A 14,641-nucleotide genomic window follows, 5' to 3' on the forward strand; every position below is an offset into this window, starting at 1 on the left:
GCCCATCACACACCCACCCGGGAGCCGACGTCCGTGCCGGACTGTACGGCGGCGACCAGATCCGCGGTGGTCTGCACCATGGCGCAGCGGGCCGCCGCGTAATCGAGCGTCATCCGATGGTCCTCGCGCGTGAAGTCGGCGACGGCATCGGCGGCGAGGAAGGTCTCGATATCGTTCGAGTAGGACTCGCACGCGGTGACCAACACCCCCACGTGCGCATATACCCCGCTGATGATCAGCTGGTCACGGCCCATCGCCCGGAACCGGTCGAGCAGCCCCGACCCGTGGAACGCGCTGTAGCGCCACTTCGTGGACACCAGATCGGCTGGGCCCGGGGTCAATTCGGCCACGACCGCGCGATCGGTCTCGTCCGTGGTCATGCCCGGACCCCAGACATCACGCAACAACCCGCGCTCGGCCGGAGTCATCCCGCCGGGCTGCGCGGTGTAGACGACGGCCACACCGGCCCGCACGCAGGCCTCGCGCAGCAGCGTGAGGTTGGCGACCAACTCGGTGTAGGGCGAGCCGCCGGCGCGCAGCGGGCGCAGAAAGTAGTTCTGCATATCGTGGATCAACAGCACCGATCGACGGGGTTCGATTTTCCAGTCGACAATATTCTCCGGCATCTCGTCCGGCACCGGCATTTCATACGAAATGACGTCGGGTATTCCACCGAACATCATGACTCCTCTGATCGATCGAAGTTCTGCGCACTCAGCTGCCGAGTGTCGCGCCGCCGTCCACGGTGAGTTCCTGCATCGTGATGTGCCGGGCTCGGTCGGACAGCAAGAATTCCACGGCGTCGACGATGTCGTCGGGATCGGCTATACGGCCGAGCGGAATACCGAGACGGAATTTCTCCGGCACACCGGCGATGGTGGCCTCGGTGCGATCCTCGCCCTCCCACGTCGCCTGCAGCATTTCGGTCCTGGTGGACCCGGGCGAAACGACGTTGCACCGTATTCCGTATTTTGCGACCTCCAACGCGGCGCATTTGGCGAGCATGGTCGCGGCCGCCTTCGAAGCCGAATAGGCGGACATGGACGCGCGCGGCGTCCGCGCGGCATTGGAGGACACCGTGACCACCGCGCCGCGGCGCCGGGAGATCATGCGGGTGAGCACCGCCTTGGTCACTCGGAAGACACCGGTGGTGTTGACCGAGAAGGTTTCTTCCCAGTCGTCCTCGGACAGTTCGACGATCTCGCCGAACCGCATGATGCCCGCCGCGTTCACCAGATAGTCCAGCGGGCCGATATCCCGCTCGACGTCGCCGACGATGCGTTCGACATCGACCGGGTCGGTCACGTCACCCTGGACGATCGTCACCTGACCGGGCATGGAACGCAGCTCCTTCGATGCGTCCGCGGCCCGGTCCACCGCGACGACGACCATGCCCTGAGCGGCGAGCCGGTACACGATGCGATGACCGATGCCACCCGCGGCGCCGGTCACCAATGCGATCCGCTGTGCCCCGGAATCCGAGGCCTGCTGCGGTCCGATCATTATATTCACCACACTTACGTCATGAATCCTGAACAAAGACCCTGCGGACTCGCCGCATATCTTCGAAGGTCAATTCAAAGTCTGCTGCGCATGACTGCAGGCAGGCCGATTGATAAACCCGGCGCGCAGCCGAGTCGATGGTAAATTTATCCCTCGCGGGCCGGGCCCCGATATAGCAGGGTGTTGCCAACAGGGCGCACTGGCAGGGTGTTGTCAATATGCGCCGCGAACTTGTCAGCGCCGGATCGTTGCCGGTGCCGGAAAGCGAACCATATACTCTCCCCTGTAGTGCAGTCGGGAGTACCCAGCGCAGTGTATTGATCCCGCTGATTCATGCGATGCAAACCCCTCTGGAAACAAACGGGCCCACGGTTTCACACCGTCCCGATCCCGTCCGGGTGCAAACCTCAGCCCTGCTCGATCCGGAGCTGCCGGTTTATTCCGGGAACGCCGGCCGACACGAAACATTGAGTGACGCTATGACTCGAAACCACAATCTCATCTACGATCAGTTGATCGAGATCGCGCCGGATGCGCGGCCCTGGATCAGCGACCATTCCTCGGTTGCCGTGCCGGTGGTCGACAATCAGGTGGCATTGACCGATGTCGCCGACGCGGCCAGCCGTGCGGCGACACTGTTCGAGAGCACCGGCATCAAGCCCGGCGACTACTGCGCGGTGTGGCTGGACGCGCCACTGGACATCATGATCGTCATCGCGGCGTTGACCGCGGTGGGCGGTGTACCGGTCCTGCTCAGCCCGGCGCTCGACGTCGAGACCCTCGGCCGCATGCTGGCGCCCGTGACGATCGAACGCATCGTCACCACCGGCGACCGCCGGGCCAAGGTCGAACAGCTCGAGGCGCTCCGGCAGATCGATGACTGGGCCGAGCTCGCCGCCCGGCTGCCCGACACCGCGCCGCGCCGCACCACCGCCGTGTCGATGCCGGGCACCGCCCCCTACATCGTCACGCACACCTCGGGCACCACCGGCGTGCCGAAGCTGGTGCAGTACACCCGGCGCGGCACCGACCACCAGGGCTACGCCCAGGAGGTGCCCGCGATCATCGGCAGGCTGCGCGGCTACGCCGCCGTCGCGGTGTCTCCCGTGCACTACCGCACCGTGACCGGTCTGCTCTGCGCACTGCGCCGCAACGTGCCGCTGGTCATCCTGTCCGATCACGCGGGCGAGGCGGTGGCCCCGTTCATCCGGCGCTACCAGCCGATCTACCTGGAGGCGCATCCGAACACCCTCATGCAGTGGGAGTACCTGGCCGACAACGGAACCCTGGCCTCGGTGCGGCACTACGTGAGCACCTTCGATGTCATCCATCCCGGCACCGTGCGGCGGCTGCTCGCGGGCTCCAAGTACCGGCTCGCGACCTTCTTCGAGGCGTACGGCCAGTCCGAACTCGGCGGCATCGCGGCCAAGGTGCACCTCAAGGGCTTCACCGGCCGCAAGCACCGCGCCAAGGTGAGCCGGCTGCCGGAAGGACATTCGGCCGGCTGGACCGCGCCGGGTTACTCGAAGGCCCGGATCGTCGGCCCCGACGGCAAGCGGGTGCCCAACGGCACCGCGGGCCGGATCCAGGTCACCTCCGCGGGCCAGTTCCAGACCTACATCAACCGGCGCGAGGCGGCCGAGGCCAACACCAGTGCCGACGGCTGGTGGGACACCGGCGATTTCGGCAAACGGACCCGCTTCGGCAAGCTGATCCTGATCGATCGGCAGGTCGAACGGATGAAGCGGCTCCCCAGTGCCATCGCGATGGAGGACGTGCTGCTCGCCCGCATGCCGTGGCTACTGGAAGCCATTGTGCTGGAACAGGATAACGGCGTCGTGCCGGTAATCGCGCTGCGCGACCGGCCCTTCGACGCGGCCGCGTGGCGCGCGGCGGTCGCGGATCTGCCGCTGATGGCCGACCCGGTCGTCGTCGACTTCCACGACTTCCCGCGTACCGCCACCGGCAAGATCCAGCGCACCGCGCTGTCGCAGCTGATCGCGCAGCACAGCTGACAATCGGCCCTCACTGCACAGGACTCGACATGACCACTGAGACTATTCAGTCCACCGGAATCTCGTTCGGCGAGAAGGCCGGTGCCTATTTTCGCCTGGGGAAGCTCCGGGTCTACCACCACTTCTACGCCTGGCTGCTCGCCGTGCTGCTGCTCGCCCACGAGTCGATCAGCAAGCCCGGCATGGCCGCCGCCCTCGGCCTGATCCTGGTCGGCATGATCGCGATGAAGGTCGCCACCTGCGCCGCCGACGACGTCGTCGGCTTCCGGGACGGCAGCGACGCGAAGAACTACGCCACCGGCGGGCACCTGCCCAAGTCCAACAAGCCGCTGCTGTCGGGCATGCTGTCCGAACGCGAAGCGATCACCTTCGGCATCGTCACCGGGCTGATCGCGTTCGGCACCGGTCTGGCGCTGCTCATTCCGCTCGACGGGGATGTGCCGATCCCGTTCCTGATCGGGTACTTCGTGGTGATCGCGGTCGCCGTGCAGTACTCGTGGCTGTTCAAGTTCAGCTACCGCCCCACCGGCTTGGAGTTCGTGATCTTCCTGGTCAACACCGCGGAGGTGCTCGGCCCGTACTGGATCATCGCCCGGCACTGGTCCACCGACGCCGTGCTGATCGGCCTGCTCATCGGCGTGTGCATGCTGCTGGTGGTCTCGTACGCGAATTTCGGTGACCGCGAAGGGGATGCGGCCTCGGGGCGGCGCACCCTCGCGGCCGTCATCTCGCCGACGATCTACCGCGGCCTGATCGCCGTGCTGTCCGTGCTCAGCCTCGCCCTGCTGGTGGCGCCGTTCGTCATCGGCTCGCTGAACCCGTGGCTGGTCGTGTGCGTGCTGCCCGCGATCGTGTTGCGCGCCATGCAGATCCGGGCCGGCCTGATCCAGGATCAGGTACAGCGCGCCGTCATCCTCGGCTTCCGCAGCACCGACGCGGTCGGTCTGGGCCTCGCCGCGGCCCTGGTGCTGTCATGATGCTGCAGCGCACCGCGCAGGTGCTCCGATCGCTGGCCGTGCTCGGCAAGCGTGGTTTCATCCACCCCCGCCATCTGTCGGCGGACGTGCGCTCGGCCAAGATCGCCGCGCACTGCGGACCGTTCCCCGCCATGATCAGCTACATGGCGCGCTACGAGCCCGATCGCACCGCCGTGGTCGACGCCCGCGGCAGCATCAGCTTCGGTGAGCTGGAACGGCAGTCGAACGCGCTGGCTCGCGGCCTGGCCGCCGCTGGCATCGGCCCCGGCGACGTGGCCGGCGTACTGGCCCGCGACCATCGCGGCATGGTCGCGACCATGATCGCGACCGGCAAACTGGGCGTCCGGCTGGTCATCATGAACACCGGTTTCGCGGGACCGCAATTGCGCGACGTGGCCGAGCGCGAAGGCGTTACCGTGCTGTTCCACGACGCCGAGTTCAGCGCCCCCACTACCGCGCTGTCCAGCTCGGTGCGGCTGTTCGAGACCTGGAACGACGGGCCGCGCGGCGCGGACGGTGCGGCGCTGATCGATGATCTGATCAGTGCCAACTCGACCACCCCGCCTCCGCTGCCCGCCGAGCCCGGCGGTCTGGTGCTGCTCACCAGCGGCACCACCGGTACCCCGAAAGGCGCGGTACGCAAGCGCATTTCGCCGCTGCAATCGGCACAGCTGCTCGACCGGGTGCCGCTCAGCCGGGGCGGCACCATGGTGATCGCCGCGCCGCTGTTCCACGCCACCGGCCTCGGGCAGTTCACCCTCGCCATGGCGCTGGGCAAGACCGTGGTGTTCGGCCGCGGCAAGTTCGACGCCGAGGCCACCCTCGCGAGCGTGGCGAAGCACCGCGCCGACACCCTGATCGTGGTACCGACCATGCTCGGCCGCATCCTCGATCTCGGGCCCGATGTACTTGCCCGGTACGACGTTTCGTCGCTGCGCATCATCGCCAGCGGCGGGTCGGCGATCTCGCCGGGGCTCAGCGCCCGCACCGCCGCCGCCTTCGGCGACGTGCTCTACAACAACTACGGAGCCACCGAGGTCGCCGCGGTGTCGGTGGCCACGCCGGCCGAGCTGCGCCGGGCGCCGGGCACCGTCGGCAGGCCGCCGGTGGGCGTGCGCGTCGCGCTGTTCGACCGCAACGACCGGGAGATCACCGAACCCGAGACCCCGGGCATCATTTTCGTCGCCAACGGCCTCAGCTTCGGCGGGTACACCGACGGCCGGGACAAGGACCGGCACGGCGGGATGATCTCGACCGGCGACATCGGGCACTTCGACCGCTCGGGCCTGCTGTTCCTCGACGGCCGCAGCGACGACATGATCGTGTCCGGCGGCGAGAACGTCTATCCCGGCGAGGTGGAGAACCTGCTCGCCGACCGCGACGATATCGCCGACGCCGCCGCCATCGGCGTGGACGATCCGGATTTCGGCCAGCGGCTGCGGGCGTTCGTCGTGCCGCGCGCCGGCGCCGAGCTCGATCCGGAGGAAATCCGCAATTACGTCAAATCCCAGCTGGCTCGGTACAAGGTTCCGCGCGATGTCGTCATCGTCGCCGAGATTCCGCGCAACGGCTCCGGAAAGATCGTCCGCGCGCAATTGGCCGGAATTCCGTAACTACCTCGGGCTATGTCATTCCTCTATCTCCGAAAGGTGGTACTGCGACCATGTGCGCGGCAACCGGAATCTACTCCGTACAAGACACCAGAAACGACATGATGAAGCGTGCCGAACAGCTGGCACTCGAGTTCCTGGAAAAAGAGCACAAGCGCTGGTTTGCCTTGGACAGCGAGGCCGGTGCGACGATCGAGTCGATTGCCGAGCTGATGCGGGCCGGCGGTAAACGGATCAGGCCGGAGTTCTGCATCAGTGGGTATCTCGCGGCGGGTGGTGATCCGGACGGTAGTTCGATCATCTCCGCGGCGGTAGCCACGGAGTTCCTGCACGCGAGTGCGCTCATCCACGACGACGTGTTCGACGAATCAGCGATCCGCCGCGGCGCCCCTTCGGTGCACGAGAAGTACGCGGCCCGACACCGGGCGCACGGCTGGCAGGGCGAATCGGGCCGGTTCGGCGAGAGCGTGGCGATCCTGGCCGGCGACCTGGCCCTCGTGTACGCCGATATCTTCATGGCCGAGGCGATGCCCGCGGTCACGGCGGCCTGGGGCGAACTGCGGGCCGAGCTGATGATCGGTCAGCATCTCGACGTGGTCGCGGCGGCTCGGTTCGCGGGCAATCCGCAGCTCTCGCGCACCATCGCCCAGCTGAAATCGGGTAACTACACGATCCACCGGCCGCTGCTGCTCGGCGCGATCCTGGCCGGCCGACCCGATCTGGCGCAGTCGTTCGAGGCCTACGGTCTCGCGGTCGGCGAGGCCTTCCAACTGCGCGACGACCTGCTCGACATGTTCGGTGACACCGACACGCTCGGCAAGCCCGCCCAGCTGGATCTCGAACGACACAAGATGACCCTGCTGCTCTCGCTCGCCATCGAGCGCGACGATCAGGTCAGGGCGTTGATCGACGCACCGGGAACGACCTCGGCGCAACTGCGCGAGCGGCTGCTCGAATCGAACATCTCCGCCGCGGTGGAGCAGCACATCGGCGCGCTCGTCGAGCGGGGCAGTGCCGCGCTCGCCGACGTGGGTCTGGAACCGGGCTGGCAGGAGGAGCTGATCTCCATGGCTCATGGCGTCGCCTATCGGAACAAGTGAGCTGCGGCGCCGGACGCCGACTTCGCGGCAGGGCCTAGTGCACACCGACGATGAGCAGGGTGGCCAGCACCGCGATGTGCACGGCGTACTGGGTGACCATGAAGGCGCGATACGGGAGGCGGCGGTCGGTGCGGGAAGTGGCGCGGCGGGTCGTCGCGGCGAGCACGCCGACCGCCACCGCACCGACGACCAGGGCGAGCGCCGACGGCACCAGCGTCGGCGCGAAAAGCAGGGCGGCTGCGCCGTATCCGGTGGCGATGAGCGCGGCGTTCACGGTCACCAGCAGACGGACCCGGCCGTCGCCCCACTTGATGACGGGGGTCTGGCGCCCGCCCGCCGCGTCACCCTCGGCATCGGACAGATCCTTGACCAGCGCGCCGACGCCGGCCATCCACAGCGACATCGCGGTGCCGAGCAGCAGCACCGGCAGACCGCCCTGCTGACCGGCGGCCTGCCAGCCCGCCGCGTAGGTCAGCACGCCCATGCCGAGCACGAGCAGGGCAGCGGTGCTGCCGCGGCGTTTGCCGTAGAAAGGCGCACCGGAATAGGCGTAGCCGCACGCCAGATGGGCCAGGATCAACAGCGGCAGCCAGCCGCCCGCGTCGACCACGCCCCCGATGGCCAGCGCGAGGGCGCCCGCCGCGATCACCCCGCCCGCGGCCACCGGCACCGGCAGCGATCCCCGGCTGATCGGCCGGGTCGAGCCGTTCGCCCGGTCCTCGGTGACGTCCATGACGCCGTTGAACACGTAAGCGGCCAGCGTCGCGAGCACCCAGGCCACCGCGGCCAGGACCACCTGGCCACCCAGCACCGACGTCCCGAGCACGGCCGCGGTCCCGAAACGCATCAGGAAGATGATCTGGACCGAGATCCGAGATTCCTGTAGAAATTCTTTCGAAAGCCGGACTAATACTGCCCCCGCCGTAGTATCGGCCGGGAATTGAATTGACGCAGCACCCATATTCATATCGCATTACGCTATGCCGGTGCCGACATATCGGATATTCCCCGAATGCGGTACTCCTCTCAGCGCTAAAAGGTGGATTCAGTGTATTGAAAGGAGCAATGCCGCGTCTGGGGAATACTACTTTCGCAGCATCGGGGCCATGGCACGCCCGGCAGATGTCGGCGATCGCGTAGGGTGGGCGCTCACGTGGGGACAGTCGGGTACATCGAACGGGACCCGACACGGTGCAAATTCCTGAAAGGAGCGTTGCCATGGTGGATAGCCGGCACCGCGTGGCCATCGTGACCGGGGCCGGCAGCGGCCTCGGTGCGGCAGTCGTGCGAAAGCTGGCGGCGCGCAAGTTCACCATCGCCCTGGTGGATCTGCGGGCATCGTGGTGCGACACCTCCCTGGACGCGCTCGGGCCGGACCGGGCCGGGCTCTGGGCGTTCGGCGCGGATCTGCGCTACCTGCACGAGGCGGAGGCCACCGTGCTGCGGGTCGCCGAGACCCTGGGTCCGCCCATGGTGGTCGTGAACGCGCCGTTCCCGGGTCGCGCCGACAGCGCGCCGGAGCTGCCGGACTGGGAATCGGTGGTGCACGCCCGGCTGCGGGCGCCGCTGCTGGTCAGTCGCGCGGCCGAGCGCTATCTGGCGGAGTCCGGCGCGGGCCGGATCGTGAACGTGGCCCAGATCGACTCCTCGGCACGCAAGCGACCCGACGATCTGGTGATCCGGGAGACGTTGCACGCGTTGACCGAAACGCTGTCCCGGGAACTGGGCCCGCGCGGGGTGCAGGTGAATACCGTTGTCGCGGATATCAGTTGCGCGACCCGCACGGCCGACCCCGGATCGCGGGCCCGGCCGGACTGCTGTCTGGCCGCGGAAGACGAAACCGCGGCTCTGGTGGACTATCTGGTCTCCGATGCCGCGGGCACTGTTTCCGGGCGCATGATCGAGTCCCGCCATCCGGTCACCGAGTCACCGCCAGCTGCGGACACCCTGCGGTGACTCCACGTGCTGGCGCGAGATCAGCGCGCGCTCGACCGCCCGGTTGACCGCATCGATGCGCGAGACCGCTTCCAGCTTGGTGAAGATGTTGCGCAGGTGCCGTTTCACCGTCGCCTCGGCCACGCCGAGGCGGGTGGCGATCTGGCGGTTGCTGAGCGCCTCGGCCACCAGCACGAGCACCTCACGCTCCCGGGTCGACAGCGTGCTGGGGTCCTCGGGCTCTTCGGCCTTGGCCCGCAGGCTCTCCGGCGACACCGACAGGGTGACCGTCTGCGGACCTTCGCCCACGGACTGCTGGATCGCCGAGACCAGGGTGTGGCGCCGGGCGCCCTTGTGCAGATAGCCCCGCACGCCGAGCGAGAGCAGCTGCTGCACGAGCTGCTGCGCGTCGTGCATGCTCAACACGATGATCCGCAGCGCCGGATCCTGTTCCAGCAGGCGGCGAACCGTGTCCGGCGGATTGCTCTCGGGCATTTCCAGATCCAGCAGCAGCACGTCGGGGCGATGTTCGGCGGCCAGTTGAATCGCCGAGGTTCCGGTGCCTGCCTGCGCCACGATCTCGAAATCGGGTTCGGCCCGGAGCAGATCGCACAGTGCCTCTCGCAACAGGGTGTGGTCGTCGGCTACGAGAATGCGGATCTGGTTCTGGCTCATAATTTTTGACGCTCCTGGGCGATCGGGATCCATAGGGTTACCCGGGTGCCGCGGCCCGGGGCGGAATCGATGTGCACCGTGCCGCCGACCAGGTCGGAGCGCTCCTGCAGGATCAGCAGGCCGTTGCCACGGCCGGTAGCGCGCAGCGCCTGAACGTCGAATCCTTTGCCGTTGTCGATGATCTCGGCATGGACCTCGTGCGGCGCGATATCGATGTGCACGACGACGTTGGCCGCACCCGCGTGAGTGTATGCGTTGCGCAGGCACTCGCGAACCATGATGAACAGTTCCTCGGTGACCGCGCCGGGTATCCACTTGTCGCTGCCGCGGACCCACATCTGCAGGGGCGCGCCCGACTGCCCCAGCGAGCCGGCGAAGCCGCGCAGCGCGGTCTCCAGTGAGCCGTTCACCCCGGGCTGGCGCAGTTCGCTGACCAGCTCGCGGCTGCGGGTAATCGTCTCCAGGATGGCGTCTTTGGCCAGCTGGACGTGGCGTGATCCCGAATCGTCGCCGGCGCGTTCGCATTCCAGCTCGTAGAGCTCGATCTGGCGCAGCGCCAAGCTGACCGAGTTGCCGATGTGGTCGTGGATCTCCCTGGCCAGCCTGCGCTGTCCTTGCTCGTGCGCCTCCCGCACCCGCTGCAGCAGAAACGCGTCGTAGCCGATCGAACCGGACTCGAGCCGCAGCCCGATCCCCTGCTGCAGCGCGCGCACGGCGGCGACCAGGTCGGTCTGCGGTGCGCCGAGCTGCGCGGCGCATTCGGCCAGCACGGTCATCGCCAGATCGGCGATGATGCCGCCCGCGCGCACCGAATGGGTGATGTGGGCGCCCTGGCGCACCCGCTCGGTGCCGAGATCGAAGACGTCGGTCACATGACTGACCATGGGGTTGCCCGCGGCGAGACTACGGGCGCAGTCCTCGAAAATTCGGGTGGCTTGCAGCTCGCATTGTTCCCAGGCTGCCGAATTGGAAACGAGCGGACTGCCGATCTCTTCGAGGCGGGCACGATATTGCGCAATCAGCGAGGGAATTCGGGCGGTGAACAGTGCCGCGAAATCAGTTGACAAACTATCTGACGGATCGGTCTCGATGCTTTGATTTGGCACTGATCTTCCTGTAGTATCTCTGCCGATCACACCCGCCCACCCTTCTCGCACTGCCCCGCCGCGCGCAACCCGGCCGGCATCCGGGCTCAGCGTAGAACTAGATCGAATCCTACCCCGGCGTCGAGGGCCCATCCAGCGTTCTGCATTGAAACGGCGTGCCGCTCAATACGTTCGATCCCGCGGGTGGGCTCCACGTCGGGGACATTCTCTACTGCAGCGTAGACCAACGGGTTCGATCCCGGATCGAACTTACCGGTCTGGTTATCCCTTCGGAGTAGTCGGTATCTCTTAGGGCGCAGGTCCGTTGCCCGCGCCGGGGTGCCGTGTTGCTATCGAGAAGGCGACACCCGATCGCCGAGACTCGCGCAGATTCGAAGGTTGTTCAGCTGATGGAAGTATCGGAAACACGCCCGCGGAACGAGTTGCGGTTCACCGTGCTCGGCCCGCTCCAGGTGGGTACCGCCGATCGCGCCTACGCGGTGCAGGGCGCGAAGGTCAAGACCATCCTGGCCGCCCTGCTGGCCCGGGCCGATCGCCCGGTGAGCGTGGCCGCCCTCAGCACCGAACTCTGGGGCGGGCGCCCGCCCGGACACCCGGAAACCACTGTCCGCGTACACATCTACCATCTGCGCCGCGCCCTCGGCCGCTATTTGGGCGTGCCCGGCGAGCAGATCGTGCGCACCGAGCCGACCGGCTACCGGCTCGTGACGGACCCCGCTCAGATCGACGCCGGGCGGTTCGACGCCTGGGGCGAGCGCAGCGTGACGCTGCTGCGCCGCGGCCTGCCCGAAGCCGCAGCGGTCCTGGCACAGGACGCACTGCGGCTGTGGCAGGGTTCGAGCGCGCTGCCCTACGTGACGCCGGGGCCGATCGTGAGCAGCTACGTCAACTACCTCGACGAGCGACGGCTGCGCGTGCTCGGTTGCCACGCCGACGCGCTGATGGCACTGGGACAGTTCGCCGATCTCGTTGCGGCACTGCGCGAACTCGTCGCCGATCATCCGCTCGACGAATCCTTCCACCTGCGCCTGATCGCGGCGCTGCACCGATCCGGCCGGCGCGCGGACGCGCTGCGCGCCTGTCAGGAGCTGCGCCGGGTCCTCGATCGCGAGCTCGGCCTCGGCCCCTCGGCCCAACTGCTGGAACTGGAGCAGGAGATCCTGCGGGTGCCCGAGACGGCGAGCGTGTAGCACGCCCAGAGCAGGCGATCCCGTCCCTTTTGTCCGGATAGTAATGGCCGGCCATTCTTGTCGCGCCCCGCCCGGGAATAACAGCGAACGGCAATAACTGCACCGAATTCACCCAACGGTGCGGCGATGACCAAAAAGTGGTACGCAGCCATTGTGACCTGCACGGCCCCGGCGCCGATCCCGCCTGCTTTTACACGAGATTTACCACACTTTTATCCGGTCGACCGAGCATCGCTAATATCGGACACGTAGAAAGGGGGCAGGCATGCGAACCGGGGTGCCGACGGAAACTGCTGCACCGCAGGCCCATTCGACGAAGGAACCGACATGATCTGCGCCGCAGGAACATTCGACAAGGGAAACGACATGACGTCGAAGGACGCCCGGGCCGAGGTCGCCCCGGACGAGGATGACCGCACCGTCCTGGTCGAGGAGGACGGCGTGACGTGCTGGATGGAACGCATACCGCCGGACCGGTGCGGCACCCTGCACCACGACCCGCGCTCCTCGATCACGGTCGTGCTCTCCGGTGGTCCGGTCGAGGTGGTCGACGAGCACGATCATGTGCTCAGCCGAACCACCCTGACCACCGGTCAGATCATCCGCGGCGGTGGCCTGCCCGCACCGTACCGGCTCTACAACCTCGCCGACCAAGCGCTGGTCCTGGTGGTCATCGAACTGCCCGACCCGCCCGCGTCGACGTCCTGACGATTTCCCCTATAGCACAAAGAGATTCGACGGCCCGGTGGTCAGCAGAGGCATCCGCCTCGGACCCCGGGTCGTTATCGTGACCGCGCTGCGAGGATTCGGCCGCCGACCGACCCGAGATCAAATAGACAAAGGCAAAACCGGATGCACGCCCCGATTATCGAGGGCATCGATGCGACGTTTGTGCGATCCGGCTACTCCTTTCGACGCAGCGTGGTCCCACAGGATGGATTGGCGGGCCGGTTGCAGTCGGTTTTGATATTGGAAGTAGGGATGCAACAACGGATTCGCTCGACGAGTCCGGTTGAGATGGATGGACACACAATGGTTGAGATCAGAATTCTCGGTCCGCTGGAGATCGAAGGTGATACGGGAATGCCTCGGCTCGACTCGTACCGGCAGCGAGCCGTACTCGGCTTGCTCGCACTGGAGGCAAACCGCGTCACCTCTATCGAAAGCCTGACCGATGCGGTGTGGGACGGCGAACCCCCGGCGACGGCACGATCGCAGATCCAGATCTGCATCTCGGTGCTGCGCCGGGTGCTCGCCGACAGCGGTTGCCCGGCCGCCATCGAGACGCGCGCGCCCGGGTATCGGCTGGTCTTCGACAGATCCAACCTGGACAGCGCCCAGTTCGACGACCTGCTGGCCCAGGCCAGGGTGCAGGAGCAGGACGGCAATCTCACCGGCGCGCTGGTCGCGCTGCGGATGGCGTTGCGCCTGTGGCGCGGACCGGTGCTCGCGGATGTGCCCAGCGATCGCATCCAGCGCATCGCCTACCCGCTCACCGAGCGGCGGGTGGCCGCGGAACTGTCCCGGTTCCGGATCGAGCTGGCACTCGGCCGGGCCTGGGAAATCGTGCCCGACCTGCAAGCACATGTCGACGCGCATCCGCTGTGGGAAGAAACCTATGGTTACCTGATGCTCGCCCTGTACCGCTGCGGGCGCACGGCCGAGGCCCTGGAGGTCTTTCAGCGGGCGCGGGCCACGCTGATCCAGCAGGTCGGGCTGGAACCCTCCGATGAACTGCGCAAGCTGGAACGGGCCATTCTGGCCGGAGGTGAAAGTCTGCCTCGGCCGGCGCTGTTCGAACCGGCGCGGCGTGCCGGGTGAGCTCGGCGCACTGACGGCCCGCCGCAGCGCGCGATCCGGTCGGCAGAATCGCATCCTGCGGCACCGGGCCGCTGCGGCGGACACCGCACAACCGACGCGGGCACAGCGACAGCGGTATGAAAGCTGTTGCCGTGCCCGCGTTCTCGCTATCGGGCCGGTTCCGGGTCGCCGAGCAGTACGAAAATCTCGGACAGGTCGTACTCGGCGCGACCGGGTCTGCCGTACCGGGTCAGTTTGCCGCGACTCGCCCATTTCCGGATGGTCTCCTGCTTGACTCCCGCGGCGAGCGCGGCGAGTTCGGTCGGCACCAGGCGCCGGTCGGCCAACTGGATGGTCATGCGACCGCCTCCCCGCGCCGCACGGCGTGCCGCTGCGGCCGGCTCACCCGTCGCTGCAACGCCAGCCACTGATGCGGCTGCCAGCTGTGCCCCGCCGAGCAACGCACCAGGCTGTCGCCGGGCCCGGCCGTGGCCAGCTGGGCGTACACCTTCTGGTGGCACCCCGGGCGATCGCAGTCGCCCACCTCGATCTGGTTCGGCACCGGGTCGATCACCTGCTGGGCGAGGGCGTGCACCTCGGCGAACTCGTCCATCGCGTCGATGATCGCCGGATGCGCGGCCAGCCAATCCCCATACTGCAGCAGGAAATCCACCAGCGTGGTGATGTCGCGGCGCGGCCGCCGGGGGCGGCCGGGGCCTCGTCCACCACC

General features: G+C 67.4%; 15 protein-coding genes. 8 read left to right on the forward strand and 7 right to left on the reverse strand.

Annotated features, from left to right (window positions below):
* Positions 1-5: 5 nt before the first annotated feature.
* Together NBRGI_RS10790 and NBRGI_RS10795 are read right to left on the reverse strand one after the other, a co-directional pair.
* Positions 6-683 carry an isochorismatase family protein gene (locus NBRGI_RS10790; RefSeq protein ID WP_029895084.1) on the reverse strand — a complete coding sequence of 226 codons (678 nt, stop codon included), beginning with the start codon at positions 681-683 and terminating at the stop codon, positions 6-8.
* Between the two features lie 31 nt (positions 684-714).
* Positions 715-1,503, reverse strand: coding sequence for a 2,3-dihydro-2,3-dihydroxybenzoate dehydrogenase (locus NBRGI_RS10795; protein WP_051727651.1), 789 nt, complete (start codon positions 1,501-1,503; stop codon positions 715-717).
* Positions 1,504-1,982: 479 nt separating this feature from the next.
* Here NBRGI_RS10795 and NBRGI_RS10800 point away from each other — a divergent pair, with 479 nt between their 5' ends.
* The 4 genes from NBRGI_RS10800 to NBRGI_RS10815 all read left to right on the forward strand — a co-directional run bounded on the left by NBRGI_RS10800 (position 1,983) and on the right by NBRGI_RS10815 (position 7,205).
* A complete protein-coding gene (locus NBRGI_RS10800) occupies positions 1,983-3,518 on the forward strand; it encodes an AMP-binding protein (RefSeq protein ID WP_029895088.1) in 1,536 nt (511 codons plus the stop codon).
* Between the two features lie 29 nt (positions 3,519-3,547).
* Entirely contained in the window at positions 3,548-4,495 is a 948-nt protein-coding gene (locus NBRGI_RS10805) for a UbiA family prenyltransferase (protein WP_029895090.1), read from the forward strand.
* Positions 4,495-6,108 carry an AMP-binding protein gene (locus NBRGI_RS10810; protein ID WP_081878002.1) on the forward strand — a complete coding sequence of 538 codons (1,614 nt, stop codon included), beginning with the start codon at positions 4,495-4,497 and terminating at the stop codon, positions 6,106-6,108. Before NBRGI_RS10805 ends, NBRGI_RS10810 begins: the two co-directional genes overlap by 1 nt.
* Before the next feature lie 98 nt (positions 6,109-6,206).
* Positions 6,207-7,205 (forward strand): polyprenyl synthetase family protein, encoded by a 999-nt coding sequence (locus NBRGI_RS10815; RefSeq protein ID WP_036558459.1) that lies wholly within the window; start codon positions 6,207-6,209, stop codon positions 7,203-7,205.
* Positions 7,206-7,239: 34 nt separating this feature from the next.
* On the opposite strand, the gene NBRGI_RS10820 is transcribed toward NBRGI_RS10815, so the two are convergent.
* Complete coding sequence (locus NBRGI_RS10820; RefSeq protein WP_036558431.1) at positions 7,240-8,052, reverse strand: UbiA family prenyltransferase; 813 nt, start codon at positions 8,050-8,052, stop codon at positions 7,240-7,242.
* A gap of 371 nt (positions 8,053-8,423) precedes the next feature.
* On the opposite strand from NBRGI_RS10820, the gene NBRGI_RS10825 reads away from it, so the two are divergent.
* Positions 8,424-9,161, forward strand: coding sequence for an SDR family NAD(P)-dependent oxidoreductase (locus NBRGI_RS10825; RefSeq protein ID WP_029895098.1), 738 nt, complete (start codon positions 8,424-8,426; stop codon positions 9,159-9,161).
* On the opposite strand, the gene NBRGI_RS10830 is transcribed toward NBRGI_RS10825, so the two are convergent.
* Positions 9,132-9,815: a response regulator gene (locus tag NBRGI_RS10830; RefSeq protein WP_029895100.1), complete on the reverse strand. Its 684-nt coding sequence runs from the start codon at positions 9,813-9,815 to the stop codon at positions 9,132-9,134. The genes NBRGI_RS10825 and NBRGI_RS10830 overlap by 30 nt on opposite strands.
* Positions 9,812-10,972 carry a sensor histidine kinase gene (locus NBRGI_RS10835; RefSeq protein WP_235210911.1) on the reverse strand — a complete coding sequence of 387 codons (1,161 nt, stop codon included), beginning with the start codon at positions 10,970-10,972 and terminating at the stop codon, positions 9,812-9,814. Before NBRGI_RS10835 ends, NBRGI_RS10830 begins: the two co-directional genes overlap by 4 nt.
* 338 nt (positions 10,973-11,310) lie before the next feature.
* On the opposite strand from NBRGI_RS10835, the gene NBRGI_RS10840 reads away from it, so the two are divergent.
* The 3 genes from NBRGI_RS10840 to NBRGI_RS10850 all read left to right on the forward strand — a co-directional run bounded on the left by NBRGI_RS10840 (position 11,311) and on the right by NBRGI_RS10850 (position 13,932).
* Entirely contained in the window at positions 11,311-12,111 is an 801-nt protein-coding gene (locus NBRGI_RS10840; protein ID WP_029895103.1) for an AfsR/SARP family transcriptional regulator, read from the forward strand.
* A gap of 366 nt (positions 12,112-12,477) precedes the next feature.
* Positions 12,478-12,819 carry a hypothetical protein gene (locus NBRGI_RS10845; protein ID WP_148310772.1) on the forward strand — a complete coding sequence of 114 codons (342 nt, stop codon included), beginning with the start codon at positions 12,478-12,480 and terminating at the stop codon, positions 12,817-12,819.
* A gap of 324 nt (positions 12,820-13,143) precedes the next feature.
* Positions 13,144-13,932, forward strand: coding sequence for an AfsR/SARP family transcriptional regulator (locus tag NBRGI_RS10850; protein WP_158439852.1), 789 nt, complete (start codon positions 13,144-13,146; stop codon positions 13,930-13,932).
* A gap of 146 nt (positions 13,933-14,078) precedes the next feature.
* On the opposite strand, the gene NBRGI_RS10855 is transcribed toward NBRGI_RS10850, so the two are convergent.
* Positions 14,079-14,270, reverse strand: a complete 192-nt coding sequence (locus NBRGI_RS10855; protein ID WP_029895111.1) for a hypothetical protein — start codon at positions 14,268-14,270, stop codon at positions 14,079-14,081.
* The gene (locus tag NBRGI_RS10860; protein WP_148310773.1) at positions 14,267-14,584 is read right to left on the reverse strand and encodes a hypothetical protein; all 318 of its coding nucleotides are present in this window, start codon (positions 14,582-14,584) and stop codon (positions 14,267-14,269) included. Before NBRGI_RS10860 ends, NBRGI_RS10855 begins: the two co-directional genes overlap by 4 nt.
* Between the last annotated feature and the right edge of the window lie 57 nt (positions 14,585-14,641).

The organism is Nocardia brasiliensis IFM 10847 (assembly GCF_000710915.1).
Lineage (GTDB): Bacteria > Actinomycetota > Actinomycetes > Mycobacteriales > Mycobacteriaceae > Nocardia > Nocardia brasiliensis_A.